Source organism: uncultured Kushneria sp. (assembly GCF_947497025.1).
Taxonomy (GTDB): domain Bacteria; phylum Pseudomonadota; class Gammaproteobacteria; order Pseudomonadales; family Halomonadaceae; genus Kushneria.
The window spans coordinates 260,979-284,746 of record NZ_CANMFC010000004.1 but is presented as its reverse complement, the minus strand read 5'-3'; the positions used below and the strand labels follow the sequence as shown (position 1 = coordinate 284,746).

Here is a 23,768-nt window from a genome sequence, read left to right as displayed (position 1 = left end):
TCAGGCGGTATCGTTGCCATCAAGCTGTTCATCAACATAGCGACAGGCAAGCCATATGGCGTTTGAAATATCGAATTTCTCGGGCGACAGCGCACCGCGCAGCCACAGGCCATCGATCAGAGCTGCCAGCCCACGCGCGGCCGTGCGGGCCTGTTCAGGGTTCAGATGTTTTCGGAACTGATAGGTAATATTGGAATAGAGGCGACGGTCATTGACCCTTTGCAGTCGCTGCAGATCCGGTTTGTGCATACTGGTGGTCCAGAAGGCCAGCCATGTCTTCATCACCGCCTGACTGACCTGGCTGCGATCAAAGTTGCCTTCCACAATCGCATAAAGATGCGCTCTCGCGTCATCGCTACTCAATGCCTGACGTCTTCGGGCAACCGAGGCGCCGAGGTCTGCGAGAATATGACGCATGGTGGCTTCCAGAAGCCCGTCCTTCCCGCCAAAATAGTGACTGATAATGCCGGCAGAGACCCCCGCACGACGCGAGATCTGAATGATGGTGCTGTCGGCCAGGCCTGCTTCATCGATTGTGGCCATGGTGGCATCAATGAGTTGTTGCCGACGAATGGGCTCCATACCTACCTTGGGCACTGGCCGCTTCTCCTGTTGTGAACACCTGTGAGGTTATTCAGGGTAGTCATTTTTTATTGAACGATCAATCAATAAAAATGGGTGATGTGTTTGGCGCTTCTGGCGCACAGGTTTTATGACAGACAAACAATAAACCTGTGTGGTTTCGAGTGTGAGTGTTCTCATTTAATGAGACTCCTGGTGAAAGAGGTGAGGGCAGTGGCGGGCGAGCGGTCATGGGTGAAGGGAGTACATGAGGGATTGGCATATCGGTGGTGCTTCTGTACAATGCGCACGGTCGCATGGCTACGTAGCTCAGCTGGTTAGAGCACATCACTCATAATGATGGGGTCCCCTGTTCGAATCAGGGCGTAGCCACCAGCGACAGGCAATATTCGTGTCGTATGATCGTCGCGAATAACGCCGGGGTCTTTATCAGGCCCTTGACGTTTTTTCTGAAATACGTATACTACGCCGCGTATTCGGAAGACATTCCCCGATAGCTCAGTTGGTAGAGCAAATGACTGTTAATCATTGGGTCACAGGTTCGAGTCCTGTTCGGGGAGCCAAAAAATCTGATACTTCGTTGTTCCCTGATAGCTCAGTTGGTAGAGCAAATGACTGTTAATCATTGGGTCACAGGTTCGAGTCCTGTTCGGGGAGCCATCGCTATCATCGTGTCGGGAAGCATTCATATCGATCCCTGATAGCTCAGTTGGTAGAGCAAGCGACTGTTAATCGCTGGGTCGCAGGTTCGAGTCCTGCTCAGGGAGCCAGCCGAACGCTTAGACAAAACATCCTGGTATGTAATACCGCCTCTGCACTCATTCCAATCACTGACGGATGAGGTGCAGTTATGCGTGTTTCAGCAACGGTTTGCTCCAAGGGCGGCGTCGGGAAAACCACCACGACGGCCAATCTGGGCGGTCTCCTGGCAGACGCCGGTCTACGGGTCCTGCTCATAGACCTCGACTCCCAGCCAACCCTCTCTTCCTACTATGAGCTGTCCCAGCCTGCCCCTGGTGGGGTGTACGAGCTGCTCGCGACAGAACTGGTCGACCTCGACCAGATCATCTCGCACACCGCTATCCCCAATCTCGACATCATCGTCTCCAACGACTATCGGAATCAGTTGCAGCAGTTATTGCTCAATGCCCCGAATGGTCGCTTCCGGCTGATCGACCTGCTCGATCGCTTCGCCGATCGCTATGACGCCATCCTGATCGATACCCAGGGCGCGCGCTCGGTGATTCTCGAGATGGCCGTCATGGCCGCCGATCGGCTGATCTCTCCCATCGTTCCCGAACTGCTCACCGCGCGCGAATTCGTGCGTGGCACCCAGGGCATGCTCAATGAGCTGCGCGAGCTGGCACGTTATACCCGTTTCGAGGTGCCGCCGGTCTCCATCCTGCTCAACAAGATGACCGACCAGCTGCGCGATGCCCGCGACATTGCCGACAGTATTCGCACCATGTATGCCGAGGTCGAAGATCACGGCATTAGCGTGCTCGAGACGCCGCTGGTCAATCTCTCCGCCTATCGTTCGGCAGCGTTGCAGGGCTTGCCCGTTCACCGGGTCGAGCCGCGCAAGCCATACAGCCGTAAGGCACCGGCCTGTGCCGACCAGCTCAAAGCCGTGGCCATCGATCTCTATCCCGAGTGGGCCGATGCCATTCGCGCGGTGGGCACCAATGCACCGAGCGGTAAAACCGGCACCGAAAAATCGGGGGTGGGTCATGTCCATTGAAGCCGCATCCCCGGCATCCGCCGAAGCCGAGGCCATGGGGCTTCTGCCACCGCATAGCATCGAGGCCGAGCAGTCCACGCTGGGTGCGTTGATGCTCGATAACACCAAGTGGGATGACATCTGCGTAATCGTCGATGCCGGCGCGTTTTATCAGTACCCGCACCGGCTGATCTTCAAGGCGATGGAAGCGCTATCCCATGACGAAAAGCCGCTGGATGTGGTGACGCTCTCCGAAGTTCTGGAGCGCGATGGGAATCTCGAGACCTGCGGCGGCTTGTCCTACCTGGCCGAGCTGGCCCGTCACACACCGTCGGCTACCAATGTGGTCGCCTATGCCGGCATCGTTCGCGAGCATCAGCGTCGCCGGCAACTGGCCAACATGGGGCGCGATCTCAGTCAGCGGGCGCTGGATGGGCAGCAGCTCAGTCAGGCGTTGATCGAAGCCACCGAGCGTCAACTGTTCGAGCTGGCCGAAAATCGGCAGGGCAAGGAAACCGGCATACGTCCGGCACTGACGGCGGCGATCGATACCATTGATCGCGCCTTCAACGCCAAGGACGGCATTACTGGCACGCCGACCGGCTACCAGGATCTCGATGCGCTGACCTGCGGCTGGCAGGACTCCGATCTGATCGTCCTCGCCGGCCGCCCGTCGATGGGCAAGACGACGTTGGGGATGAACCTCGTCGAGAATGCATTGGTTGCCACGGCGGGCCGTACCGAGTTGGCCACGGCACCGATCTTCGTCTTCTCGCTCGAGATGCCGGAGGAGCAGCTGATGCTGCGCCTGATGGCAAGCATGGGGCGGCTGGATCTGAGCAAGCTGCGCTCAGGGCAGCTCGACGATGGAGGCTGGGAGAAGCTGACCTCCGCCACGAATCGCATACTCGGGTTCGAAGAGCGCCTGTTCGTGGACGACTCCAGCGGGCTTTCCGCAACCTCACTCAAGTCTCGTGCCCGTCGGCTGATGCGCCGCCATGGCAAGCCGGCCCTCATCCTCATCGACTACCTGCAGCTGCTCGAGGAGCCGGGCTGCGAGAACCGCAACAACGAGATCTCCGCGATCTCGCGGATTCTCAAAGCCACCGCCAAGGATCTCAACTGCCCGGTGGTGGCGCTCTCTCAGCTTAATCGCACGCTAGAAAATCGACCCAACAAGCGCCCCTGTATGGCCGATCTGCGCGACTCCGGCGCGATCGAGCAGGACGCCGACGTCATCGGGTTCGTCTACCGCGATGAGGTCTACAACACTGATAACCCCGACAACAAGGGACTGGCCGAGCTGATCATCGGCAAGCAGCGCAACGGTCCCACCGGCACGGTGCATCTGACGTTCGTGGGCTCGAGCACCCGGTTCGAGTCTTTGGCGTGGAAACAGGTACAGGAGGCGCGCTCATGAACAGTGCAGCCCAGGAACTACTGCATCTCGAAACTCGCCTCGCTGAAAAACGCGACGAACTTGCGCGGCTCAACCGCGAATGTCGACTGCTTCGAGGTGAACGAGAGCGACTGATCCGGTCGCTTGAAGGCCAACTGGATCTGTTTCGTCAGCAGCTTGATCACACCGATCAATTCATCGGGGAGGTGCCCCATGCCTGACGCACTCCCGATCCGCTGCTCGACCCGCGCCTTGAAGCGTGTAGTGCGTTACGCCGTGACTCATGGCTGGAACGTTGAGCGCACACGTGGCGGTCACGTTCGTTTCGTCAAGCCGGGCTGCCCGCCCGTCTTCACCGGCTTTTCACCCAGCGACGCGCGAGCCGAGAAGAACGTGCTGGCACGCCTACGTAGGGTTCAGCGACATGAGGAGGGTGAGGTATGAAGGATAACTCCAACCCAGCCATCAATGACTTGAGCCCTCGAGCGAGAGGCCTGCTGGCTGACTTGATGCTGCCGATGAGCACCTCGGATGAGCCTATCTACAGCCTGCCCAGCTGCACGCGGCATTGGTACCGCGCACACCATGCGTTTCCGGGTATGCGCGGTCGATGTGCGTTAAGCGTCGATCAGATGATCGTTCTCAACGGTGATGTCAGAGAGGTCCTGGCATTTCTTGGTATCACTCCGGAATGGATTCGTCAGCAGTTAGCAGGACGGTCACCCAGTGATGTTGTAGATCCCCGAGTGGACCAGGAGTGATGCCATGAAACACGTTCTTCACTTTCAGCCATTCGATATCAGTCGACAACAGATCGTCCTTGAAGGCGACGTATTCGCCTTGTCGAGGAATGACGGGTGGTTCTGCGAGCTTGTAAAGCAAGTGATCTGTTCGTTTCAGGATTCTCAGTGGTTCACTTTGACCGTGCGAGGTCTCCATCTCGTAATTCACTCGATAGACAAATTCCGCTTTTTCCGTCATGTCGGGCCTCCTGTGGCCAGTGTTGAGATGTGCTCTTGGGGAGCGTTTTCAACCTACCACGGGATGCGCCCGGCACCTTTTCCCAACGGTGCGGCGGGAGGTGTCCAATGACTCCCGATCGCATCCTTCGCAAGATCGAGCGCTGTCTGGCGCTGTCATGCTCTGCCAACGAGCACGAGGCCGGAACGGCCCTGCGTCAGGCGCAGCATCTGATGGACGAGTACGGCGTCAGTGAGATCGATGTCGCGGCATCGACCATCGACCGTGTGGCCGTCAAGTCGCCAACCGGGCGCAAGCCGCCGCGCTGGCTCGATCATCTGGCCAGCCTGGTCAATGCCGCCTTCGGTACCGCCACGGTCTACGAACCGCGTCCCACGTTCGAGAGCTGGCAGGGGTACTTCGCCTTCCTCGGCGAGGCGAGCCAGGTGCGCATCGCGGCGTATGCCTTCGAGGTGCTGCAGCGTCAGCTGATCAGCGATCGCAAGTCATTCCTGAACGGCATGCACAAGCGCGCGAAGCGCGTCACCAAGATCCGTCGGGCAGACGCCTATGCGCTGGCATGGGTCGCCGGAGCGTATGAGCACATCGTCCCGGTGCAGAAAACGGAGGCGTCAGTCGCGGCAATCGCGCACTTCCAGCAGCGCTTCTATCCACAGCTCGAGGCGATGGAGGCCATCGACCGCGGTCAACGCCGTGACGATCAGCGTGCAATGGCCCGTGGGTACGCCGCTGGTCGTAACGCGCGCCTGCATGGCGGCGTCGATCGCGACCAACACAAGGAGCTGTCCCATGGCTGAGATCGTCACGTTTCCGACACGCGCTGCGACCGACCGGGGCATGGAACGCTATCTGCTGGGCCGGGAATGTCTGGCCCTGGGACTGCTCGATCCCTTTGCCGGCTGGGTCGAGACACTGGAGTCCTGGTTCGCGGCGCATCCCCGGGCGCACAACAAGCGCAACGATGCGCTGCGCTCGCTGCTCGCCGATACCTGGCTGGTCTTCCACATGGCCTGCGACAGGGCCAGTCGGCTTGAGATGGAGCCCCACCACAGCCTGCGCTGGGCACAGCTCCAGTATTTCGACCTCAGCGATTTCGAGCTGCTGGTGATCGTCAATGACAACCTGCTCGATCTGCGTCGTGGCCTGCAGGCGCTGTGCCAGCAGCATCCGCCGCAGACGCGCAGCGACCTGAGCCTGCACGGGTTGACCCAGAGCATCGGTCGTCTCAACCAGCAGTTGAACCATTTTTTCGATTCTGATGGCTGCGCCTCGCGGCAGCCGGAGTGGACCTCATGAGTAAACCATCCGTTACCCCCGATCAGATCACGGCCAAGCTGAACCAGCCGGGGCCGACGCTCAGGAGCCAGCCCACCGATCGGCTGCCGGCACCGACCCGCGAACAGGCGATGTCGCTCACGCTGGATCAGCTGCGTCCCTACGATCGCAACCCCAGAACCCATCACAACCCCAAGTTCGATGAGATCAAGGCGTCGATCAAGGCAGTCGGACTCAAGCAGAAGTTGACCGTCACGCAGCGTCCCGGCGATGACCGCTACATGATCTCCGATGGGGGCAATACCCGCCTGACCATTCTCAATGAGCTGTATCAGGAGACGGGCGATCAGTCCTTCTATCACCAGGACTGCCATTTCATCCCGTGGCAGGGCGAGATCAACGTGCTTGCCGGCCACCTGGCCGAGAACGACAACCGGGGGCAACTGAGCTGGATCGAGCGGGCACGCGGGATCTTCGAGGCCAAACGCATGATCGAGGAGGACGCCGGCGAGACCATCTCCCAGCGCGAGTTGACCAAGCGGCTTCGCGTGCTGGGTTACACCATCAATCATGGCCACGTAAGTCGGATGCTCTACACCATCGAGCACTTTCTCCCCACGCTACCTTTATCACTGGATGCGGGAATGGGCCGTCCCCAGATCGAGAAGCTGATCTCCTATCGCCAGTTCTGTGACGAGTGCTGGACCCGCTGTGCCGACTACTGGATCGAGCACGCCGATGACTTGGGCGAGGGGGAACACTGGGCCAACAACGTCGTCGACGGCGATTTCGCGCTGGCCTGGCATGAGGAGATGGCCCAGCTCGATCACGAGGGGCAGACCGAATTCCGCTGGAACATCGTCGAAGATCGCTTGAAGGGCATGCTCAACGAGCACACCGGTCTGCACTTCAACCCCATCGACATGGCGTGGAAGAACTGGTTCACCGTACGCAAGTATGCCCGGGCGGCAACGGACGAGGAGCGCGCGGATATCTGGACCACTGTCGATAGTGAACTGGAGCGCCTGCGTCATCCCCAGGAGCGCCACCTTTATCCGCCAAAACCGGATACTTCTCCGGGTGGCTCGTCGTCCGGCAAGTCGTCGGCTCCTTCCTCTCTGCCATCGACCGCCAAAACCTCTCGTAGCGGTAGCGAACCCACCGGCGATGACGATGAACTCGACCCCAATGATCTGACCTTCGGCGATGGCCAGAGCGACCTCGATCCCGCGCCGGAACCGTCGCCGGCGCGCGGTGTGCCGGATGCGGGCGGGGTAGGCGAGTCGGTCGCCATGAAACAGATGCGCGCCCAGCTCGAGCAGCTCGAGCAGCGCAACGCCGAACTCGAGGCTCAGACCCAGCGAACACCGGTGGCCCCACAGGGCGGCAGCTTCGATGACGACTGGAACGACAACGCCGGCGGGCTACTGGACACCGATGGTCTGCTGCAGGAGCACACACTTCAGCCGACCCGCTCTGCCGAAGAGCAGGCGACCATCGCCGCCGATCTGACCCTCTCTCCACACCACGAGACGGAGGGCCATCGCCAGCTGCGTCATTGGCAGGCGAAGGAACACGGCGAGGAGGCCATCGACTTCGAGGCAGCGGCACTCAAAAGCGTACCGCTGCAGGACGGTGGCCGTGTCGCCCCGATCACGGATCTCTGGCATGTGCCGACCTGGCGTCGCAACGCTCAGGATCTACGCATGCAGATTGGTGAAGTGGTCCAGGTGCTGGCCAGCTGGGCCGGCGTTGAGGCCAGCGGATCCAGCGAGGTCATTCGCCTCAATGCGCGCGACGGTATCGGTTACGAACTCGGTCCCCTTGAGGGCGCACCCAGCCGTCGTGCTCAGCTCGTCTGGCAACTGCTCGCCGGTCTCGAGGGCAACATCGATCCGGTGATGCCGAGCGACATCTCGCTATTGGGAGAACTGGTGGGCAGTCATGGTGACGACACCGAGGTGCGTCTGCCCGACGGTCTCTTCGTTCGTGTGTTCTGGCTGACCCGGCTGATCCGGGTGCTGCGTGACGTGCTCAATGCAGAGGGGGATTCGTGATGGCGACACCGCAACTCAACCATGCGCTGTTCAACCAGGCGCTGATCCTGATTCGTGAGGGCGACATGCGTCGCGCTCGCGCGCTGGGCTTCCGCGACGATGAGCTGCAGAGTCTCAGTCGGCTGCGGGCCAGCGAGATCGAGTCCCTGATCCACGAGTTTCCGGGCGTGGCCCGGTTCGAGCTGGATCACGACACCTTCAAAGCGGCGCTGCGCCGCGTCGATCGCGACCAGGATCGCGATGGGCTCGTCGATCACTGCATTCGACACGGGGCCAGCGTGCACATGCTGAGCACCTTCTTCGGTCTGACCCCGAACGACTGCTCGGCGCGTCGCACGCTGCTGGGCGTGCCGAGCCGGCAGGGACGCCTGCCCATGCCGGAGGAGAAGATAGAGCACGAGGCGTACCACCGCTGGCAGACCATTTCTGACGATCCGTCCGGTCCCGGTGCCGTGGAAGACATTCGCGGCATGCTGGTCCTGGCTGAAGAGGTCGCGCTGCCGTTGGCGGTGATCTGGACCCTGATCAAGCAGTGGACCCAGCCGGAGCAGGCGCGACAACAAAGCCTGCTTGCCGAGGACGAGGGCGTGGTGCGTGAAGGGGTAGCGTGATGAAACATTTTGACGCGCTCATCGGGCGCGCCGCGTCATCCATGACTCAACGCCGAGGCGAGGCCGCCTCGGCGTCAAGCGGTCAGGAGGATGCGCTCGACGGTCTGCTGTTCATGGGCAATCCCCATGAAACCGTTCCCCGAGCCCTGCTACTCGATCAACGCCTGGGCGCGGTCGACGTGCTTGGGTGGCAGATGATCCGACTGCTCTCGAATGCTGACCGCACCACCGCTTTCCCAACCTATGACGAACTGGAGCCGTTGCTGCGTTCCGGTGCGAACCGCAAGGCGTCACGCAAGACCGTGGCGCGTGTCATCGCGATCCTCAGGCTGACCCGCTGGATGACGTTGGGTATGAAAGCGCGGAACACCGGTAACGGACGCATGATCGGTAACGTCTACGTGCTGCACGACGAGCCGCTGGCACCCGCCGAGTCGCTGTCACTGGATGCCGAGTACATCGAGTACGTCATCCGTTGCACTCGACACCACAACCGTGATGTCGCCGAGGTGGCGCAACTCGTCCGCGACGAGTTGGCCGAGGGCGGTGTGCTCGAACTGCCGACCCGACTCGATGTCATCGACCAGCGTGCGGAGCGGCAGAAGCGCGCAGAGTTTCCAGCGGAAACTCAGTCACCAGATACCCAGTTTCCGGCGGAAACTCAGCCAAATGCACCCAGTTTCCAGCGGAAACTCGGACAGTTTCCGGAAGCGAATTCCCCCAGTTTCCAGCGGAAACTCATGCGTGAATCAGACACTTACGACGCAGTTTCCGATGCAACTCGCCCTACAGTACGTAGTTATACAAACAGTGTGTGTAAAACCACCGCGCGCGAGCCGGGCGACACTTCGCTGGTCTGGAGCTGGCCACTCGAGCTGACTGCCGACGAGCGGGAATCGGTCGCGTTCCTGCTGACGGGGTTGTCGACCGAGACGCAGCAGGCGGTGATCGACGAAGCCGCCGGGCGGGTCGATGCCGGCAAGGTCAAGAACACCCTGGGCTTCCTACACACCCTGGCCAAGCGTGCCGCCTCGGACAATTTCCAGCTGACCCACTTCGGGCGCAGCGTCGCCAACAAGCGGCGAGGCCAGGCCGAGACGAGTGACGAACAGAACCAGGTCGTTACCGCGCCGGTGGTGGCGATGTCGCCGCCCAAGCCGGCCGAGCTGGAACCGCAGCCGATGTCGGCGGCAACCGAACAGGCGCGAGGGGAGATGTTCAAGCGCCTCGGACTGCGGCGCTAGAAACCCGTGAGATCGCGTTTAACATTTCCGGTAGGGCAATGCTCATCGACCCCTGATGCTGGCATCCCATCCAGTGCATCGACGACTCAGGAGTGATTATGGCCAGCACTGAGCCCCGTGTAGGGCAGCTACGCAGCAAGATCGAGATGACCCTGCATACCTATCCGGCAGTGCTTGCCTGGCATGGGCGCGGCGTCGAGAGCGGCAAACCGCAGGTAGTCGGCCTCAAGCAGTTCCTGTCGCTTGCTGGTCGTGTTCATCAGGCAGCGGGCCGAGACGATCCCTATGCCGATAGTTGGCTGCTCATGCTCGAGGAGAAGGTCGACGAGACCCGACAGGCGCTGCAGCAGCTGGAAACTCGAGTCAGCAGTGTGCTGAAGCAGATCCCGGAAGGACTCGATGTCAGCCGCAACGTCAGCCAGCAACCGTTCGTGACGCCCGTGTTTACCGGCGGGCAGATGGGCTGGCAGGCCGTCATGTTGCTGATGCAGTACGACAGCATCGTGCGCGATGTCCTGCTGGCGCATCACATTGGCTTGCTGGGCAATAAGCAGCGCGGCGCGATGATCCGTGATCAGGGCGGTCATGCCTTGCGCTCGCTCTGCTACGCCCCCGTCAAGTTCCCCGGGTTCAGCGGGGCAACGCGGGATGACTTCGCGGCCAACAACGCCAAGGCGCGGGACGCTCTCGAGAAATACGGTGAGCTGCCGCAGGACATTCTGGAAGGGACGCGCCGCAGCGAGTTTGCGCCGACGATCCGGCGTGAGGAGGCCTCATCGTCCGGCAGCGATCAGGCACACAAGCTCGAAGGCGCGGACCTGGACGACGACCAGTTGCTGCCCCAGTCCGGTGCCTCGGAGGACTAATGCTGCAGGTGATGGCACTGCCATCACTCCAGGTAGAGACAGGCCAGGGTGTTGCCACTGGCAACACTCCAGGTAGAGACAGGCGGGTGTTGCCACTGGCAACACTCCAGGTAGAGACAAGCGGGTGTTGCCACTGGCAACACTCCAGGTAGAGACAGGCGGGTGTTGCCACTGGCAACACTCCAGGTAGAGACAGGCCAGGGTGTTGCCACTGGCAACACTCCAGGTAGAGACAGGCCAGGGTGTTGCCACTGGCAACACTTTCCGCAGGATCGGTGAGGCAACCAAGTATCTGCAACGAGAACAGGAAAGGACCGTGAGCGCGATGACTGCACTGGAACAGCGTCAGGACTTTGCACTGAATCAGTACGCAAAGGGCCTTTTAAAACCCTTTAAGGGTAAAGGGGAGATTCTTCGATTTCGGGATGAGTTGGATGCGGAGTGTCGTCGGATGTGGCAAGAGGCGGCGGACTTTGCCAACCGCTACAACCGCACGGTGGTTCAGGCGGGGCTTTGGCTTAAACCGCACAACAACAGCGGGGGACGAGTTCGCGCAGTGCAATGGCGCGACAAGGCGCAGACCCAGATGGGGCGACGCCTTCTCGAGGCCGTGCTCCAGTACGGCGACGTGTCGGTAGGGATGAAACGTCAACTGGTCGAGATCGAGACCGAGCGCGCAATCTTCAATGCCAAAATCGCGGCGGCCACACGCCAGGTCGATCGCCTGAACCGCCTGCTCAACGATCTTGATGAAGTCGAGGCCATGGTCTGACTCACCCTGGGACGGGAATGGTGCGACGCCGGCCTTAACGTTTCCCGCTGACGACCTTTGCCGCTCGCCGCCACTGTAGCCGGGCATCCATTCGATTCAGGAGGTTCATATGAGCACGCATTTCATGGGCGAGGGGAACATCGGTTCCGATCCGGAAGTGAAGATGTTCTCCCCCAATGGCAATCAGCCACCGCGTGGTGTCATGCGCCTGAACGTCCGTTTCGACAATCCGGTGCCGACCGATACCGGCAATGTCGATAAGGGCGGGTTCTGGGCGAACGTCGAGATCTGGCATCGCGATGTCGAACAGTGGGCTCGCTTGTACCAGAAGGGCATGCGGGTCATGGTCTCGGGCCGCATGGTGCTGGACGAGTGGCAGGACAATGAGGGCAACAGCCGGTCGCAGTTCAAGGTGCAGGCCGTTCGCATCGGTATCCTGCCGTTCCGCGTCACCCAGGTCGTGCTCGAGCCCTCTCAGGGACAGCAGATACCTCGTCAGCCGCCTTCGCCCCAGGGGGCGTATTCCAAGTCCGCCGGAGACGAAGGAGAGTGGGCTAACCCGATGGAATCCGGAGCAAGCTCAAGCGGTAGCGATTCGTGATTTACGCGGCTGTCGGTTTAGTAGTCGTAGGGCTGTTGTTTATCGCTGTCGCAGGATACGACCTGTGGGTTTCGAGAGGTGATAAGAAAAATCTCGCCTCTGTGAAAGCGACGTTTAGTAAAGCGCTTTTGATGGGTGGGGTCTTTATTGCTGGTGGCGCATTGTTGGCCTGGGAGGTCCACCTGGAACAGCCATTGTCTGATTCGGAAGTGAAAGAGAGTTTGAACAGCACCCCTTGTGTCGCGACGTCTCTGAGACGTCATTTGAGTCAAGCGGAACGACCGGTGACCAGAGACGAACTTGCCGACATTCGAGATGACTGTGAGAGCAAGCGATCCGAAGAATTGATTCAGAAAAAGCTGCAGCAGCAACGAAAAGCGGCCGGCGAATCCAATTAACGACGAAGCGCCTAATGGCAGAGGTGAGTATGAAACGATGGATGATGTTGGCTGGGATGGTGGCCTTGTCCGGCTGTGCGGCACAGGATCACTATTATTCGAACGGGGTATGCGTCACTTGCTTCGATAACCCGGTCACGGGGGAACCGCTGAACTACGATCCCAGCGAGACGCCGCAGAAGGTGGCGACCAATGCCGAGGGACAGACGGTCGACGCCAAGAGCCTCGGCAGTCAAAGTGGTTCCGTCGATATCGATTCCCGCGTCGATGTCGATACCGCTTATGCTCGGATCAAGTCGGCGATGGGATTCCGCTCGCCTAACGACTTCGAGAGCCCGGAGAGCACGACGGCCAAAATGCAGATGGGCGATGTGGCCTGGAAGCACGACCGCACACCGGGGGCCTATTACAATCTCGGCGATTACGGTCGGCAGACCCTTGGTGGAACACGATATTCGATTCTGCAGCGGGTTCAGATCGAGAAGAGCGGCTCGGGCTCGCGCATCCACTACAGCTGGGCACCTGCTGACAAGCGAACCCTGTATGACGGGGATGCCATGGAGTCTGCGCTGACACAGCGCCTGAACGCTGCGCTGGACTGATCGCTCATGCCCAACTTCTTCACCATCAAGGATGGTTGGAGTCTGGACGAGCAGCTCGGCAACATGCTGCGGGAACTCGACGACACGCAAGAGACCGGCCGGGTCGTCGAGTGTCGTCTTCAGCTCAAGGCGTTGATGCGAGAGTATGGAATCAGCGACGAAACGGTCGTCGAGTGGATCGACCTAGGGATACTCAAGGGTGAAAGAGACTGAGGCAGCGGTTTATCAGCGGTTTTTCATTCGCCCCCTGCCGGGGCGTCGCCCGCGGATCGAATCGGACATTCAGGCTGTCATCGATCACGCGGTCGATTGCCGTTTTGCTCCCGATGGCATGTTGCTCAAGCCGACGATTCTCAAGCCCGGTCAGGGGCATTACCTGATCCCGATGCGCTGGCTCAATGGTGAGGTGATCACCATCGACAACGTTTCGTCGGCGCAGTGGTTCTGGCTTGATGCTGACATTCCATTCAGTGGATCGCTGGCTCGGCGATTGGCTCTGGCGCTGACACGACACCCCGAGATCGCCTGCGTAGCCGAGGACAACACACGCGGCGCTGCCCACAGCAATGCGGAAGCCTGGATCATCGACGACGCCCATTACCTGCTCCAGCTCGATTAACATTCCCCGCTGAATCCCCTGATCCAGCCCGTCACGCTGAGGCCATACCCATTCTGTGAGGCCCGGTGTCATGTCCCGTTTGTTTCTCTGCGAAAAACCCTCTCAGGCGCGTGATATTGGCGCGGTTCTGGGGGCGACCCGTAAAGCCGATGGTTGTCTCCAGGGCGATGGAGTCGTCGTGACCTGGGCCTTCGGCCATCTCCTCGAGCAAGCCCCTCCTGAAGCCTACGATCCCGAGCTGAAGCGCTGGTCGCTGGAGTCATTACCGATCCGTCCAGCGCAGTGGAAAAACACGGTGCGCAAGGATGCCAGTAAGCAGTTCAAGGTGATCCAGGGGCTGCTGAAGCAGTGCAGCGAGGTAGTGGTGGCCACCGATGCCGATCGAGAAGGCGAGACTATCGGTCGCGAGATCCTCGACGCCTGCCGCTATCAGGGTCGCGTTTCTCGCCTCTGGCTGTCTGCGCTCGACCAGGCATCCATTCGCAAGGCGCTGGCCAACATCCGTCCGGGAGAGTCGACGTATCCGCTGTACCAGGCGGGACTGGGCCGTTCCCGGGCGGACTGGCTGGTTGGGATGAATCTGACCCGCGCGTTCTCGGTGCTGGCTCAGCAGCAGGGTCATCAGGGCGTCCTGTCAGTCGGCCGGGTGCAAACGCCCACGCTGGCGCTTGTCGTCCGACGTGACCAGGAGATCGCGAACTTCGTCCCCAAACCGTTCTGGGAGGTGGTGGCAAACCTGCAGGCGGAGGGCGGTTCGTTTCAGGCAAAGTGGCTGCCGGCCAACGCTGACTGGCTCGACGAGGAGGGGCGATGCGTCAATTCTGAAGCGGCGCGAGCGGTCGCATCCCGATGCCAGGGCGCGGCGGCGACTGTCGCGGCCATCGAGACGTCACGGAAAAAAGAGTCGGCGCCGCTGGTGATGGATCTCGGCACGCTGCAGCAGGAGTGCTCGAAGCGATACGGCTTCGGTGCCCAGCAGGTTCTCGACATCGCCCAGTCCCTCTACGAAACCCACAAAGCCACGAGCTACCCGCGTACCGATTGCCGTTATCTGCCGACATCGATGCTGTCCGAGGTCGGGGCCGTCGTGACGGCGCTCCTGCATTCGGATGAGAAGCTCTCCCCGGTGATCGGTCGACTTGACCAGACGCTCAAGAGCCGCGTCTGGAACGACAGCAAGATCACAGCTCACCACGGCATCATTCCCACCACGGCGCCTTGCCGTATCGATCGGATGAGCGACGAGGAGTTCCGGGTTTACGATCTCATCCGTCGCCACTACCTGGCGCAGTTCCTGCCGGCCCACGAGTTTGACCAGACCGATGCCAGGCTAAATCTCGCCGGCGAGACGTTCGTGGCCTCGGGCCGACAGGTACAGGTCGAGGGTTGGAAGGTGCTCTTCCCCCGAGGGAAGGGCAAAGGGCAGGACGGTGACGACGAGGAGCAAGAAGGTTCCGGCGCGCAGGCGCTCCCGCCTCTCCGTCAGGGGGAGAGCTGTTCGGTACGGAATCTACTGGTGAGGGATCGTCAGACCCAACCGCCGAAGCCCTTTACCGAGGGTGCGCTGATCTCGGCGATGAAGAACGCGGCCCGGTTCGTTACAGATGAGCGGCTACGAGCGCGACTGCGCGAGAGTGCCGGCATCGGTACCGAGGCGACACGCGCCGGCATCATCGAGACGCTGCTCAGGCGAGGCTTCATCCGGAAAAAAGGGCGCACGATCGTCTCGACACCGGTTGGCCAGGGTCTCATCGCGGCATTGCCACCTCAGATCAGCAACCCGGGGATGACAGCCCTGTGGGAGCAGGCGCTGGATCAGGTCGCCGAGGGGGCGATGACGCTGGAGGATTTCATGGAGCGTCAAAGCACATTGCTCGACAAGCTCATCGGTATCGCGCTTCAGCGTCCCCAGCTGAATCTCCCCGAAGCACCGAGGGCGAAGCCACGCCGCAAATCGAAGCCCAGGACAGCTCAGGGAGGACAGGGGTGATGCATCACGATGAGTGGGAGTCCAACTGCACCGAGTATCTTGCCGGAACTGGCGAGGAGCCGGGTGCCTTCGATAAGGAAATGACCGAGACGGAAATCGCGTGGGTAGTCGATCAACGGCTGCGCGCTCAATCCTGGGAGACCTATCCCGAGGTGGTACTGGAGACCTTCGCGGGCCGCCCCGATCTCATCGCGACGCGCCGGGGAATCTGCCAGGTCTTCGAGTGCAAGCGCACGTTGACGCTGGGTGTGATCGAACAGGCTAGCCGGTGGCGAACACACTCGCGGCCGGAGCAGGCGGGCATGCCTCATCTGATCTGGGTCGCCTGCAAACGGCCTCAATATCGGTCCAACAATCTGCTGTGGTGGCTGCTGCGACAGTTCGATATCGGGCTCATGTCGATCGAGAAGCAGCCCGCCGTGGAAATCCGCTACGGTGGAGAGGTCGAGATTTCCCCGCAGCGCTACAGCATCACTCGGCGTATCGCGCCACGCATTCAACCGGGCGCGCGCCGATCGGCACATCGGTTGATCGACCAGCTCAATCCCGACATGCGTATCGCTCAGCCGGGAGCGAAAGGGGGAGAGACCGAGTACATGACGCCGTTCAAACGGACCATGGCCATGGTGGACGAATTTCTGTCATCGGAGCCGGACAAGGAGCGCCATATCGAGCAGATCATCGACTACCTGAACGAGAAGGGTGGCCATCATTACGGCACCGATCGCAGCGCCCGGGGAGCGATACCTCCGCATCTTGATCGACTGGGGTATCCACGCACTCGAGAGTGGGGCTGCTGGTTCAGGGCGCGCACGGAGGCAGCCGTTGCTCCTTGCCAGATCGCTGACACTCCTCGATAATTGCTCTTGCACCCCGTTGCCAACTGACGGTCATCAGTTGGTCCCTTTGGACTCTCCTTGGGTCCGAACCCAAAGCGCTATCACCTGGCGAAAGAGCGCACCCCCTCGCAGGCTCCGCTTGCACTACATTGGCGTGTATGCGGGTTCCAGGTTCCCTATGTTTCAGGTCGACCGGTCGTCGACCATTTCTTCAAGCCCATTTCGACCGGCCAGCCAGGCATCTCGTCACAGGTGCCTCGCTGGCCGGTTGAACTTGTCTTTACCGTGGCGGCGCCCACCGCCTGACCCCTGGGCTCCCTTTGTGCGGGGATCCGCGCACAACCGTATCGGTCCATCGCCATGATTCGGGACCGGATGCAGCGGCAATCGTCACCATGACTACGAGGGGCATGGCCGATGGCCGGCATAATGGCTGATTCATACTTGCTACCCAAACCGGTATCGGTAGCCGACTGGACGCGCAGTGCTGGTCCTCAATCCCAAGGCGAGGCGGCGAGAATTCGCTGCCCCGGCTTGCGATTGACGATCGAGATTTGGGGTTGACGCCGGGTAGAAGTGGCGTAATCCTGTCGATGTAAGCCGCTGGTCACTGACGGTCATCAGTGACGCCTTTTGCCTTCGGGCAATTCCCGAAGCCGTTAACGCATCCCGAGAGACGGCGCTCATCTGAGCTGGATGCCACTTCCGAATACTCGGCCTCGCGCCGAACCACCCATCCGGGGGAACACTTTCCCCGATGGGGATGGTGTGTCTTCTGGATTCCCGTACCTCGATCCAAGGAGCAACACCATGTCTAACTCGACCGATAACCAGTTCTTCGATCTCCATATCACCGGCGTTGGCTACGTCAATCGGATCCGCAAGATCACGCCCAAGCGTGGCGATGCCTTCTGGGCTTGCGACATATCCGCGTTGAATGGCCCTGCCAATGATGTCGAGTATCGCCGTTTCGACTGCCGCGTCAGTGGGGCCGAAGCGGAGAAACTGGTCAAAAAATTCGCCGCAACCGTGGCCGATCGCAAGGAGAAAGGGACTAACGAGCCCAAGATCCTGATCGGTTTCAAACTCGGCGATCTCTATCCCGATCTGTTCACGCGGACCAAGGGCGATCGCGCTGGTGAAACAGCCGTGAGCCTCAAGGCGCGTCTACTGTTCGTCAATTGGGCCAAAGTGGACGGCGACAAGGTTTATGAAGCGCCACGGCGTGACGAAACCGCGTCGACCCCCACCAGTGCCCAGGCTGGCGAAACAGCGTCGCAGGGAACCGATGCGCCTGCCCAACCCGTTGTCAGCGGATCGGTCGGCGCCGCCGAAGCGGTCATCTGATTCCACCTCACTTACCGGGAAGCTCGCTTCCCGTCAGTGACGGTTTTCATTCCACCCGCCCGGGGATTCACTCCCCGATCGGGCGGTGTATCTCGGCGCGATATTCTGGAGATACGCCTATGAAGCAGAAAAACCACGCGCTAGGCCTTGCCATCGCTGAGGCAATCGAGCGCATCGCCTCAACCATCGTAGCGGCCTGCATACTTGGCGGTGTCATTGCCCACCAGATTCAACTCGCCTATGCGGTGTTGGGTGGGGGTATTGCCACTGTCGTGGTATTGGTCGCTGTCGTATTGAGGGTTAGAATCAATCAAACCATTGACGCAGCCAAGGAGGCTGATGGCCAATGAACGATGAATTCCTGCGGTTTGCAGCCGTAATGGCTCCGTTCCTGATTCTCTCGATCGGTGGTCTGGGCTACGCCTGGCTGGTACTCAAGGATTTGCAAAAACGCCAGAAGCATCGGCATCACTGATGCGAGCTGATGCCTGATGGATTCTGCGACTCTGCTGCTTGGCACGATTTTTGTCGTTCTGACCGTTGCGATGACGATTGCCGGCGGTTATGCCTACTACGTGCATCGCAAGTTGGAAGCGCGACGAAAACGAAAACGCTGATTCAGACAGATTCTTACACGTCATGACAGCCTCCTTCGGGAGGCTGTTTTTGTTTCCCTACGGGAGAGTTCTCCCGATATGGGGGGCTCTCCCGTTTTATTGGAGATTTCCCCATGGGTTACACCTTCCCCTTTGAAACCGAGACTCGTGATGAACTGATCGACTGGCTGCTGGAGCATCAGCATGAACCGAGTCGATGCGAGATCCTTGATCATTCGCGACGAGGCAATGTGCTCTACGTCGTATTTCACAATCGAGTAGACGACTATCGATTCATCGCTGTGTTCTTGCTGCAGGGGCCGACGCCGGCCTCGGGCTGCTCAGGTGATCGCGCCTGGGGGTACAAGGATATGGATGAGTCGATGGGGCCTTATGTGAAGGACTGTCCAGAGCGATTACTCAAGCAATCGGATGTTCAGTGTCCTGAGGCCGTCGCCTGGCGAGAGGCTTGTCGGACGTTGAGGAAGGCGAAAGCTCGTCGTCGCCGCCTGGCTAGTCAATCTCGACCGGGTGACCGGCTTCGCTATCATCTGGGAAGCAGTCGTGAGGGTGATGTTGTTATCACGATCGACTTTGTACGTGCTCACACTTCGACATTCTTCATAGGCCGTGACGCGACTGGGCGAATGTGGCGTTATCGCTGGGATCGCGTTGTGATCGATCCACCACAGGCCAGTCACGACTGTAACGCTGCCTGACTGACTTAACGTTTCTTCTCCCACCCGGGGCCATTTCCCGGTGGGATGGCTCCATTCTCTCGAGGAGCCACCCACATGCAACCCTACTGCCTGCAACCCGGTTCGGCCGGTGATTCACACAGTGTCTACGAGGGCGCTTCTGCCTGGCCAGCGTGCCCGATCGGGTATCTGCGCCTGGCATACGACATAGAGCGCGATCATGGCCACGGTCCCTGGATCGTATTCGATACGTTGGGTCGGCCCTTCTCCGGTGACACACCCGAGAAGGCGCTTGACGCTTTCGCCATTCGTCCGATGACGCGGGTCACGCTGATCTAAGTCTCTACCGAGACTACTCACCCATTCGGGGCCACGCCCCGAGGGGGTGGCTCCTTTCCAATCGATACACGAAGGAGCAATTCCATGAGCGATACTCTCTCCTATCAGCTGGCCCAGGAAGACGTCGATGTCATTCTGGCCGCGCTGAGGCTGTTACAGCGCACGTCCGGATGGGACATACCCGATGCGATTCAGGATATCGGGGGCGAGAGTCTGGATGTGGTCAACATCGACAAACTGTGCGAGGAACTCAACCTCGGCGGTACCGCTGACGACCAGGATGCTCGAGACATTCTGATTCGGCGCTTTCGTGCCGAGTTGTCACGACCCGAGTGGGACTCGGACACGGCGGCAAGTCTGGCGACATCCTTGGCCGATGCTGGCTGGCCGATATTCTTTCCTCAACACGAGGGCTGGTATCTGGATGTCGTGGATGGCGCCTATGCCGTCGTGGCCCGCGCCAATGGCCCGTTTCGATCGGATGCCGAGGCCGTGGCATCGATCGCGCAACGGTTTGCCAAGGGGAGTCGATGGCATGGTCAGGTGCTCGACACGATCGGGATGACTGCATGCGGTCATGGCCTTCCGCTGTTGCGGATCCTGGGCTATGGCCCCAATGCAGTCGATGTCGTGGTCTGTAGCGAGCTCCGCCCGGACGACTGTCTTGAGATCGGCTATCGCCCGGATCCCTTCGAGCCGGCCAGCTGGTCGATCTTTCGACGCGATAATGAGTTAGGTGGGTTGAAATGGATCGCCGATCGACCTGATCAGCAGAGTGCGCTGATCTATTGCGCTGGCAGGCTGGGCGCGTCACTCAACGACGAGATCCTGACCTCGTTTTCCACCTACTTCCAGTGATTTACCTCAAAACGCCCCCCGGGGCGTTTTTTTGGCTGTCAGCCAGGGTGGAAAGTACTCCGGACCGACGGTGAGGTGGCGTCCTTGCCCGACCGCATCCTTGCCGGTGTTCCTGGGGTCGTATCGTCCCTGGCGCGCATCATGGGGCCAACGCGTCGCAATAGATAGAGCCCTTGAAAGAAATAGCTCAAGGCTTCGGTGATCCCTTTTGGGTGAGGTCGCCGACCGCCTGCAAAAGCCCTGCCGGTGCAATTAACATTTCCCGTCGCGAGTGCGGGTGGGCTTCGGCACGGTGAACCCGATCACGATCATTCAGGTTCACCGCGCGAGGCCAAACTCGATGTATCCCTTCCAGAAAACCAGTGTCGTCCCCTTAGCATTCTTGATTGCGCTGCTCGCCGGTTGCGCGCATCAGCAACCATCCCCACAGCCAAGCGAGAGCGAGCGCCTGGCCGCCGACTATCCCGACGCCGAGAAGTTGGCCCTTGCGGGAAACAAGGAAGGGCATCATGCCCGCGTCGTGGCCACCGGTCTGGATCAGCCCACCCACGATGTCGAGCCTGACGTCTATCGTGATCGCGATGCGTCACGAGTCGAGGTGATGCGAGGCGGGCGCTACGCCCTGGTCACGGCCAACGCCACGTTGCAGCAGCGCAACCTCCTCGAGCAGACCGTCAATGTCTCGATCCCTGCCTCCATGAGCCCATCGGTGGAGGATGGCTTGCGCTACACCCTGCAGCACACCGGTTACAGCCTTTGTGCTCCCCAGGGTGAACCGCAGCAACTGCTCTACAGCCGACCCTTGCCGGCGGCGCACTTCCGCCTGGGGCCGATGCCCCTGAGAGAAGCCCTGCAGGTACTCGCCGGTAGCGCTTTCGAGGTTCAGGCCGACCCCATCGCGCGAACCATCTGCTACCAGGTACGCGATCAGCGGCTGATTGAGGAGACCGGTCATGACGGATGATCGCCAGCGGCCCGTCGATTCCGGTGATCCGGAGCAGGAGCCTCGATCAGAAGCGCCAGTCGATTCGGATACGGGAAGCGTCGGTCGTCGCGAACCCTCGTTTTCCCATCACGATGATGACGACAGACAGGACTTCAGTGACGCCAACCGCGAGGAACCCGGTCACGAGGCGCCAAATTACACCCCCTACGCAGAGAGTCGCAGACGTTGGAGTCCGCTGCGATTGTCGCTCCTGGGGCTTGGGATTCTCGCTGTTTTGGGGCTCATCTATTTCGTTCTATTTGCCGGTTCGGAGCCGGAGGGGCCAACGCTGGAGTCTCGGCTACAGTCTCAACAGCAGGTCATCGACCAACTGCGCGTGCGGATCGAAGAGCTGCAGAGCGGCCAGGACGAGCGTCGCAGTCAGGCCGAAGGTACCAGCAACCGCCTTGGCGAAATCGCGTCACGCCTCGACGATCTCGAGACGAGCCGACGGGACTCGCCGCTGCAGGCATTGCCCGAGCGCGTCCAAGCGCTCTCCCATCGCCTTGATGAGCTGTCCAGCTCCGTGGACGTGCGATTCAGTGCGGCGCAGGAAAAAGAGCAGTCGCTCGAGTCGTCGATCGAGGAGGTGCGCAAGCTCCGAGCCAGCCAGAAGACCAGTGCCCAGCAAAGCCAGCCAAGCTCTCAACGTCAGACACGACGTCAACCCGAGCCGCCGTCACCGCCGTTCTCGGTGTCGGGCGTCGAGCTGCGCGGCGGGCGCAGCTATCTCGCCGTGGCATCCGGGGCTGCCGGGCGCTTGAGCGATCTACGTCTGGTCGGTGAGGGGCAGAACATCGGGCAGTGGCATCTGTCGTCGATCGAGGGTCACTCGGCGGCGTTCACCATCAACGGCCAGACCGTGGTCGTTCCGGTTCCTTGAGGAGAGCCCCATGACGCTGAATCGCAATCGACGCCTGGCTATCGCGCTGCTGCTGTTTACGGCCTTGCCCGTGTGGGCTCAGGAAGGGCAAGAGAGCGAGTCGACGCGTATCGATCAGACGCGCCTGGAGCAGAGCAGCCAACGGGCTGCCGAGGCCTGGGGCCTGAACCAGCAAGAGTATCGACGCTATGAGTCGATCATGGAGGGGCCGCGTGGCACCTGGTCTCCCGATCTGGATCCACTGACCGCCTTGGGATTGGAAGCTCGCAGTCAGGCCGAGCGTCAGAAGTACGCCGAGAAGCTGGTTGAAACCGAGCGCGCCCGCGTCGAGGCGGAACTCGCGTTTCAACGCGCCTACGACGACGCCTGGCAGCGGCTTTATCCCAACGACATGCCGGTCAACTCATTCTCCACAAGAGATGGTGAAGACGCGACCCGATCGGTGTTCGGCAGCAACCCATCGGCATCCAGCCAGCGCCTGAATGTGGTGGTGGCCACCGAGGGGTGTGACCAATGCGATGCGACCGTGAAGCGTCTGCTGAACAGCGGTGCGGCCATGGACATCTGGGTCCTGGATTCCAACGGAGACGACGATCGCATTCGAAGCTGGGCGGCTCAGGTCGGCATCCCACCGGCGAAAGTGCGTGCCGGCACGGTGACGCTCAACCATGGTGGCTCGCTGAACGTCGACAGCAGTGAACTGCCGCGTGTCGCGCCGAGGGGCTAAGCAATGATCTCGCGCGCGTTGAAAGCTGCACTGACTGGGCTGGTGACGGCGGTAGTTGCCAGCCTGGTTCATGCCGAGCAACCCGACATCCCATCAGCCTATGTGGTCGCCGCCGAGGATCATGGTGTACCGCCGGCGGTGCTCTACGCCGTGGCCAGCGCCGAGTCGGTCGTGAGTCTCGACGCGGGGCGTCGCCCCTGGCCCTGGACGTTGAATGTCGCCGGCAAGTCGATGCGCTTCGGCGATAGAACCTCCGCGTGCCGGGCGTTGACCGACGCGCTCGAGACGACGCAGATCGTCGACGTGGGGATCGCGCAGCTCAACGTGCGCTGGCAGCCGCAATTGTTCGGCGCTGGCCAGCGTTTCGCGGATCCCTGCGATGGGCTGAATCCCTACGCCAATCTCGATGAAGCGGCTGCACTCATACGCGCTCACTTCGATGATGCCGGTGACTGGTTGATCGCTGCCGGTCGCTATCACCGTCCAGCAGGTGGCCGTCCCGCCGAGCGCTACCGCGCCGTGGTGAGTCAGGAGCTGGCTCGGCTCGGCACATCCCCCTCTCTAGAAATTGACTCGCCGGCACGGATGGCTGCACGTCAGACGCCGGTCTCGAAGCGATCCCATCGACCAGCCCTGGCCTCAGTGGAAAGTGACCACTCAACAGCGTCGGATGAGGCGCTGATCTGGGTGACACCAGGCCCACGCACCCCCGAGACCGACGTCACCTGGGTAACGCCAGAGCAGCGGCCCTGGATGGCCGAAGTCGCAGTCCGATAGGA

Annotated in this window: 30 protein-coding genes and 4 tRNA genes; 32 read left to right on the top strand and 2 right to left on the bottom strand. The window is 60.7% G+C overall.

Annotated features, from left to right (window positions below):
- A complete protein-coding gene (gene betI / locus Q0931_RS09770; protein ID WP_299259703.1) occupies window positions 1-597 on the bottom strand; it encodes a transcriptional regulator BetI in 597 nt (198 codons plus the stop codon).
- Between the two features lie 283 nt (window positions 598-880).
- On the opposite strand from betI, the gene Q0931_RS09765 reads away from it, so the two are divergent.
- From Q0931_RS09765 to Q0931_RS09730, 8 genes are all read left to right on the top strand, one after another.
- Window positions 881-957 (top strand) — tRNA-Met (locus Q0931_RS09765).
- Between the two features lie 112 nt (window positions 958-1,069).
- A tRNA-Asn gene (locus tag Q0931_RS09760) sits at window positions 1,070-1,145 on the top strand.
- A gap of 21 nt (window positions 1,146-1,166) precedes the next feature.
- Window positions 1,167-1,242 (top strand) — tRNA-Asn (locus tag Q0931_RS09755).
- 34 nt (window positions 1,243-1,276) lie between these two features.
- Window positions 1,277-1,352 (top strand) — tRNA-Asn (locus tag Q0931_RS09750).
- A gap of 80 nt (window positions 1,353-1,432) precedes the next feature.
- Window positions 1,433-2,323: a ParA family protein gene (locus Q0931_RS09745; RefSeq protein ID WP_149436396.1), complete on the top strand. Its 891-nt coding sequence runs from the start codon at window positions 1,433-1,435 to the stop codon at window positions 2,321-2,323.
- Window positions 2,313-3,722, top strand: a complete 1,410-nt coding sequence (dnaB, locus tag Q0931_RS09740; RefSeq protein WP_149436397.1) for a replicative DNA helicase — start codon at window positions 2,313-2,315, stop codon at window positions 3,720-3,722. The genes Q0931_RS09745 and dnaB overlap by 11 nt, the downstream gene beginning before the upstream one ends.
- A complete protein-coding gene (locus tag Q0931_RS09735) occupies window positions 3,719-3,922 on the top strand; it encodes a hypothetical protein (RefSeq protein ID WP_299259700.1) in 204 nt (67 codons plus the stop codon). Before dnaB ends, Q0931_RS09735 begins: the two co-directional genes overlap by 4 nt.
- A complete protein-coding gene (locus tag Q0931_RS09730) occupies window positions 3,915-4,145 on the top strand; it encodes a type II toxin-antitoxin system HicA family toxin (protein WP_149436398.1) in 231 nt (76 codons plus the stop codon). Before Q0931_RS09735 ends, Q0931_RS09730 begins: the two co-directional genes overlap by 8 nt.
- A gap of 237 nt (window positions 4,146-4,382) precedes the next feature.
- Here the strand turns inward: Q0931_RS09730 and Q0931_RS09725 are convergent, their stop codons facing one another.
- On the bottom strand, window positions 4,383-4,682 hold the full coding sequence (locus Q0931_RS09725) for a hypothetical protein (RefSeq protein WP_149436399.1): 300 nt from the start codon (window positions 4,680-4,682) through the stop codon (window positions 4,383-4,385).
- Window positions 4,683-4,789: 107 nt separating this feature from the next.
- Between Q0931_RS09725 and Q0931_RS09720 the strand changes: the two genes are divergently transcribed.
- The 24 genes from Q0931_RS09720 (at window position 4,790) to Q0931_RS09605 (ending at window position 23,766) form a co-directional block, all read left to right on the top strand.
- Window positions 4,790-5,479: a DUF2786 domain-containing protein gene (locus tag Q0931_RS09720; RefSeq protein WP_149436400.1), complete on the top strand. Its 690-nt coding sequence runs from the start codon at window positions 4,790-4,792 to the stop codon at window positions 5,477-5,479.
- Window positions 5,472-5,978 carry a hypothetical protein gene (locus Q0931_RS09715; protein ID WP_149436401.1) on the top strand — a complete coding sequence of 169 codons (507 nt, stop codon included), beginning with the start codon at window positions 5,472-5,474 and terminating at the stop codon, window positions 5,976-5,978. The genes Q0931_RS09720 and Q0931_RS09715 overlap by 8 nt, the downstream gene beginning before the upstream one ends.
- The gene (locus tag Q0931_RS09710) at window positions 5,975-8,014 is read left to right on the top strand and encodes a ParB family protein (RefSeq protein ID WP_299259696.1); all 2,040 of its coding nucleotides are present in this window, start codon (window positions 5,975-5,977) and stop codon (window positions 8,012-8,014) included. Before Q0931_RS09715 ends, Q0931_RS09710 begins: the two co-directional genes overlap by 4 nt.
- On the top strand, window positions 8,014-8,625 hold the full coding sequence (locus Q0931_RS09705) for a DUF2857 domain-containing protein (protein ID WP_299259694.1): 612 nt from the start codon (window positions 8,014-8,016) through the stop codon (window positions 8,623-8,625). The genes Q0931_RS09710 and Q0931_RS09705 overlap by 1 nt, the downstream gene beginning before the upstream one ends.
- Window positions 8,625-9,869 carry an STY4528 family pathogenicity island replication protein gene (locus Q0931_RS09700; protein ID WP_299259692.1) on the top strand — a complete coding sequence of 415 codons (1,245 nt, stop codon included), beginning with the start codon at window positions 8,625-8,627 and terminating at the stop codon, window positions 9,867-9,869. The genes Q0931_RS09705 and Q0931_RS09700 overlap by 1 nt, the downstream gene beginning before the upstream one ends.
- Before the next feature lie 98 nt (window positions 9,870-9,967).
- On the top strand, window positions 9,968-10,735 hold the full coding sequence (locus tag Q0931_RS09695; protein WP_299259690.1) for a PFL_4669 family integrating conjugative element protein: 768 nt from the start codon (window positions 9,968-9,970) through the stop codon (window positions 10,733-10,735).
- Between the two features lie 325 nt (window positions 10,736-11,060).
- Window positions 11,061-11,507 carry a DUF3158 family protein gene (locus Q0931_RS09690; RefSeq protein WP_229809139.1) on the top strand — a complete coding sequence of 149 codons (447 nt, stop codon included), beginning with the start codon at window positions 11,061-11,063 and terminating at the stop codon, window positions 11,505-11,507.
- 109 nt (window positions 11,508-11,616) lie between these two features.
- The gene (locus Q0931_RS09685; RefSeq protein ID WP_299259688.1) at window positions 11,617-12,108 is read left to right on the top strand and encodes a single-stranded DNA-binding protein; all 492 of its coding nucleotides are present in this window, start codon (window positions 11,617-11,619) and stop codon (window positions 12,106-12,108) included.
- Window positions 12,105-12,506 carry a hypothetical protein gene (locus tag Q0931_RS09680; protein ID WP_299259686.1) on the top strand — a complete coding sequence of 134 codons (402 nt, stop codon included), beginning with the start codon at window positions 12,105-12,107 and terminating at the stop codon, window positions 12,504-12,506. Before Q0931_RS09685 ends, Q0931_RS09680 begins: the two co-directional genes overlap by 4 nt.
- A gap of 14 nt (window positions 12,507-12,520) precedes the next feature.
- Entirely contained in the window at window positions 12,521-13,108 is a 588-nt protein-coding gene (locus tag Q0931_RS09675; RefSeq protein WP_299259684.1) for a hypothetical protein, read from the top strand.
- Window positions 13,109-13,114: 6 nt separating this feature from the next.
- Window positions 13,115-13,321, top strand: a complete 207-nt coding sequence (locus Q0931_RS09670; protein WP_299259682.1) for a hypothetical protein — start codon at window positions 13,115-13,117, stop codon at window positions 13,319-13,321.
- Window positions 13,308-13,727 (top strand): hypothetical protein, encoded by a 420-nt coding sequence (locus tag Q0931_RS09665; RefSeq protein ID WP_299259680.1) that lies wholly within the window; start codon window positions 13,308-13,310, stop codon window positions 13,725-13,727. The genes Q0931_RS09670 and Q0931_RS09665 overlap by 14 nt, the downstream gene beginning before the upstream one ends.
- 70 nt (window positions 13,728-13,797) lie before the next feature.
- Window positions 13,798-15,717 carry a DNA topoisomerase III gene (locus Q0931_RS09660; protein WP_299259678.1) on the top strand — a complete coding sequence of 640 codons (1,920 nt, stop codon included), beginning with the start codon at window positions 13,798-13,800 and terminating at the stop codon, window positions 15,715-15,717.
- Window positions 15,714-16,577: a hypothetical protein gene (locus Q0931_RS09655; RefSeq protein WP_299259676.1), complete on the top strand. Its 864-nt coding sequence runs from the start codon at window positions 15,714-15,716 to the stop codon at window positions 16,575-16,577. Before Q0931_RS09660 ends, Q0931_RS09655 begins: the two co-directional genes overlap by 4 nt.
- Window positions 16,578-17,366: 789 nt before the next feature.
- Window positions 17,367-17,903, top strand: a complete 537-nt coding sequence (locus Q0931_RS09650) for an STY4534 family ICE replication protein (protein WP_189445226.1) — start codon at window positions 17,367-17,369, stop codon at window positions 17,901-17,903.
- Between the two features lie 119 nt (window positions 17,904-18,022).
- Complete coding sequence (locus Q0931_RS09645; protein WP_035474312.1) at window positions 18,023-18,253, top strand: hypothetical protein; 231 nt, start codon at window positions 18,023-18,025, stop codon at window positions 18,251-18,253.
- Window positions 18,250-18,378, top strand: a complete 129-nt coding sequence (locus tag Q0931_RS09640; RefSeq protein ID WP_268249114.1) for a hypothetical protein — start codon at window positions 18,250-18,252, stop codon at window positions 18,376-18,378. The genes Q0931_RS09645 and Q0931_RS09640 overlap by 4 nt, the downstream gene beginning before the upstream one ends.
- Before the next feature lie 255 nt (window positions 18,379-18,633).
- Window positions 18,634-19,218 carry a hypothetical protein gene (locus Q0931_RS09635; RefSeq protein WP_299259671.1) on the top strand — a complete coding sequence of 195 codons (585 nt, stop codon included), beginning with the start codon at window positions 18,634-18,636 and terminating at the stop codon, window positions 19,216-19,218.
- 75 nt (window positions 19,219-19,293) lie between these two features.
- The gene (locus Q0931_RS09630; RefSeq protein ID WP_299259669.1) at window positions 19,294-19,536 is read left to right on the top strand and encodes a hypothetical protein; all 243 of its coding nucleotides are present in this window, start codon (window positions 19,294-19,296) and stop codon (window positions 19,534-19,536) included.
- A gap of 84 nt (window positions 19,537-19,620) precedes the next feature.
- Complete coding sequence (locus tag Q0931_RS09625; RefSeq protein WP_299259667.1) at window positions 19,621-20,394, top strand: hypothetical protein; 774 nt, start codon at window positions 19,621-19,623, stop codon at window positions 20,392-20,394.
- Window positions 20,395-20,776: 382 nt separating this feature from the next.
- Window positions 20,777-21,358: a PilL N-terminal domain-containing protein gene (locus Q0931_RS09620; RefSeq protein WP_299259665.1), complete on the top strand. Its 582-nt coding sequence runs from the start codon at window positions 20,777-20,779 to the stop codon at window positions 21,356-21,358.
- Window positions 21,348-22,262, top strand: a complete 915-nt coding sequence (locus Q0931_RS09615; RefSeq protein ID WP_299259663.1) for a hypothetical protein — start codon at window positions 21,348-21,350, stop codon at window positions 22,260-22,262. The genes Q0931_RS09620 and Q0931_RS09615 overlap by 11 nt, the downstream gene beginning before the upstream one ends.
- Window positions 22,263-22,272: 10 nt before the next feature.
- The gene (locus Q0931_RS09610; RefSeq protein ID WP_299259661.1) at window positions 22,273-22,989 is read left to right on the top strand and encodes a TIGR03759 family integrating conjugative element protein; all 717 of its coding nucleotides are present in this window, start codon (window positions 22,273-22,275) and stop codon (window positions 22,987-22,989) included.
- A 3-nt stretch (window positions 22,990-22,992) separates the two neighbouring features.
- Window positions 22,993-23,766: a lytic transglycosylase domain-containing protein gene (locus tag Q0931_RS09605; RefSeq protein WP_299259659.1), complete on the top strand. Its 774-nt coding sequence runs from the start codon at window positions 22,993-22,995 to the stop codon at window positions 23,764-23,766.
- The last annotated feature ends 2 nt before the right edge of the window (window positions 23,767-23,768 follow it).

Coding starts and splice junctions, on each gene's coding strand:
- Q0931_RS09745 (WP_149436396.1), top strand. CDS start 1,433: ATGCGTGTTTCAGCAACGGTTTGCTCCAAGGGCGGCGTCGGGAAAACC.
- dnaB (WP_149436397.1), top strand. CDS start 2,313: ATGTCCATTGAAGCCGCATCCCCGGCATCCGCCGAAGCCGAGGCCATG.
- Q0931_RS09735 (WP_299259700.1), top strand. CDS start 3,719: ATGAACAGTGCAGCCCAGGAACTACTGCATCTCGAAACTCGCCTCGCT.
- Q0931_RS09730 (WP_149436398.1), top strand. CDS start 3,915: ATGCCTGACGCACTCCCGATCCGCTGCTCGACCCGCGCCTTGAAGCGT.
- Q0931_RS09725 (WP_149436399.1), bottom strand. CDS start 4,682: ATGACGGAAAAAGCGGAATTTGTCTATCGAGTGAATTACGAGATGGAG.
- Q0931_RS09720 (WP_149436400.1), top strand. CDS start 4,790: ATGACTCCCGATCGCATCCTTCGCAAGATCGAGCGCTGTCTGGCGCTG.
- Q0931_RS09715 (WP_149436401.1), top strand. CDS start 5,472: ATGGCTGAGATCGTCACGTTTCCGACACGCGCTGCGACCGACCGGGGC.
- Q0931_RS09710 (WP_299259696.1), top strand. CDS start 5,975: ATGAGTAAACCATCCGTTACCCCCGATCAGATCACGGCCAAGCTGAAC.
- Q0931_RS09705 (WP_299259694.1), top strand. CDS start 8,014: ATGGCGACACCGCAACTCAACCATGCGCTGTTCAACCAGGCGCTGATC.
- Q0931_RS09700 (WP_299259692.1), top strand. CDS start 8,625: ATGAAACATTTTGACGCGCTCATCGGGCGCGCCGCGTCATCCATGACT.
- Q0931_RS09695 (WP_299259690.1), top strand. CDS start 9,968: ATGGCCAGCACTGAGCCCCGTGTAGGGCAGCTACGCAGCAAGATCGAG.
- Q0931_RS09690 (WP_229809139.1), top strand. CDS start 11,061: ATGACTGCACTGGAACAGCGTCAGGACTTTGCACTGAATCAGTACGCA.
- Q0931_RS09685 (WP_299259688.1), top strand. CDS start 11,617: ATGAGCACGCATTTCATGGGCGAGGGGAACATCGGTTCCGATCCGGAA.
- Q0931_RS09675 (WP_299259684.1), top strand. CDS start 12,521: ATGGCAGAGGTGAGTATGAAACGATGGATGATGTTGGCTGGGATGGTG.
- Q0931_RS09670 (WP_299259682.1), top strand. CDS start 13,115: ATGCCCAACTTCTTCACCATCAAGGATGGTTGGAGTCTGGACGAGCAG.
- Q0931_RS09660 (WP_299259678.1), top strand. CDS start 13,798: ATGTCCCGTTTGTTTCTCTGCGAAAAACCCTCTCAGGCGCGTGATATT.
- Q0931_RS09650 (WP_189445226.1), top strand. CDS start 17,367: ATGTCTAACTCGACCGATAACCAGTTCTTCGATCTCCATATCACCGGC.
- Q0931_RS09645 (WP_035474312.1), top strand. CDS start 18,023: ATGAAGCAGAAAAACCACGCGCTAGGCCTTGCCATCGCTGAGGCAATC.
- Q0931_RS09640 (WP_268249114.1), top strand. CDS start 18,250: ATGAACGATGAATTCCTGCGGTTTGCAGCCGTAATGGCTCCGTTCCTG.
- Q0931_RS09635 (WP_299259671.1), top strand. CDS start 18,634: ATGGGTTACACCTTCCCCTTTGAAACCGAGACTCGTGATGAACTGATC.
- Q0931_RS09630 (WP_299259669.1), top strand. CDS start 19,294: ATGCAACCCTACTGCCTGCAACCCGGTTCGGCCGGTGATTCACACAGT.
- Q0931_RS09625 (WP_299259667.1), top strand. CDS start 19,621: ATGAGCGATACTCTCTCCTATCAGCTGGCCCAGGAAGACGTCGATGTC.
- Q0931_RS09615 (WP_299259663.1), top strand. CDS start 21,348: ATGACGGATGATCGCCAGCGGCCCGTCGATTCCGGTGATCCGGAGCAG.
- Q0931_RS09610 (WP_299259661.1), top strand. CDS start 22,273: ATGACGCTGAATCGCAATCGACGCCTGGCTATCGCGCTGCTGCTGTTT.
- Q0931_RS09605 (WP_299259659.1), top strand. CDS start 22,993: ATGATCTCGCGCGCGTTGAAAGCTGCACTGACTGGGCTGGTGACGGCG.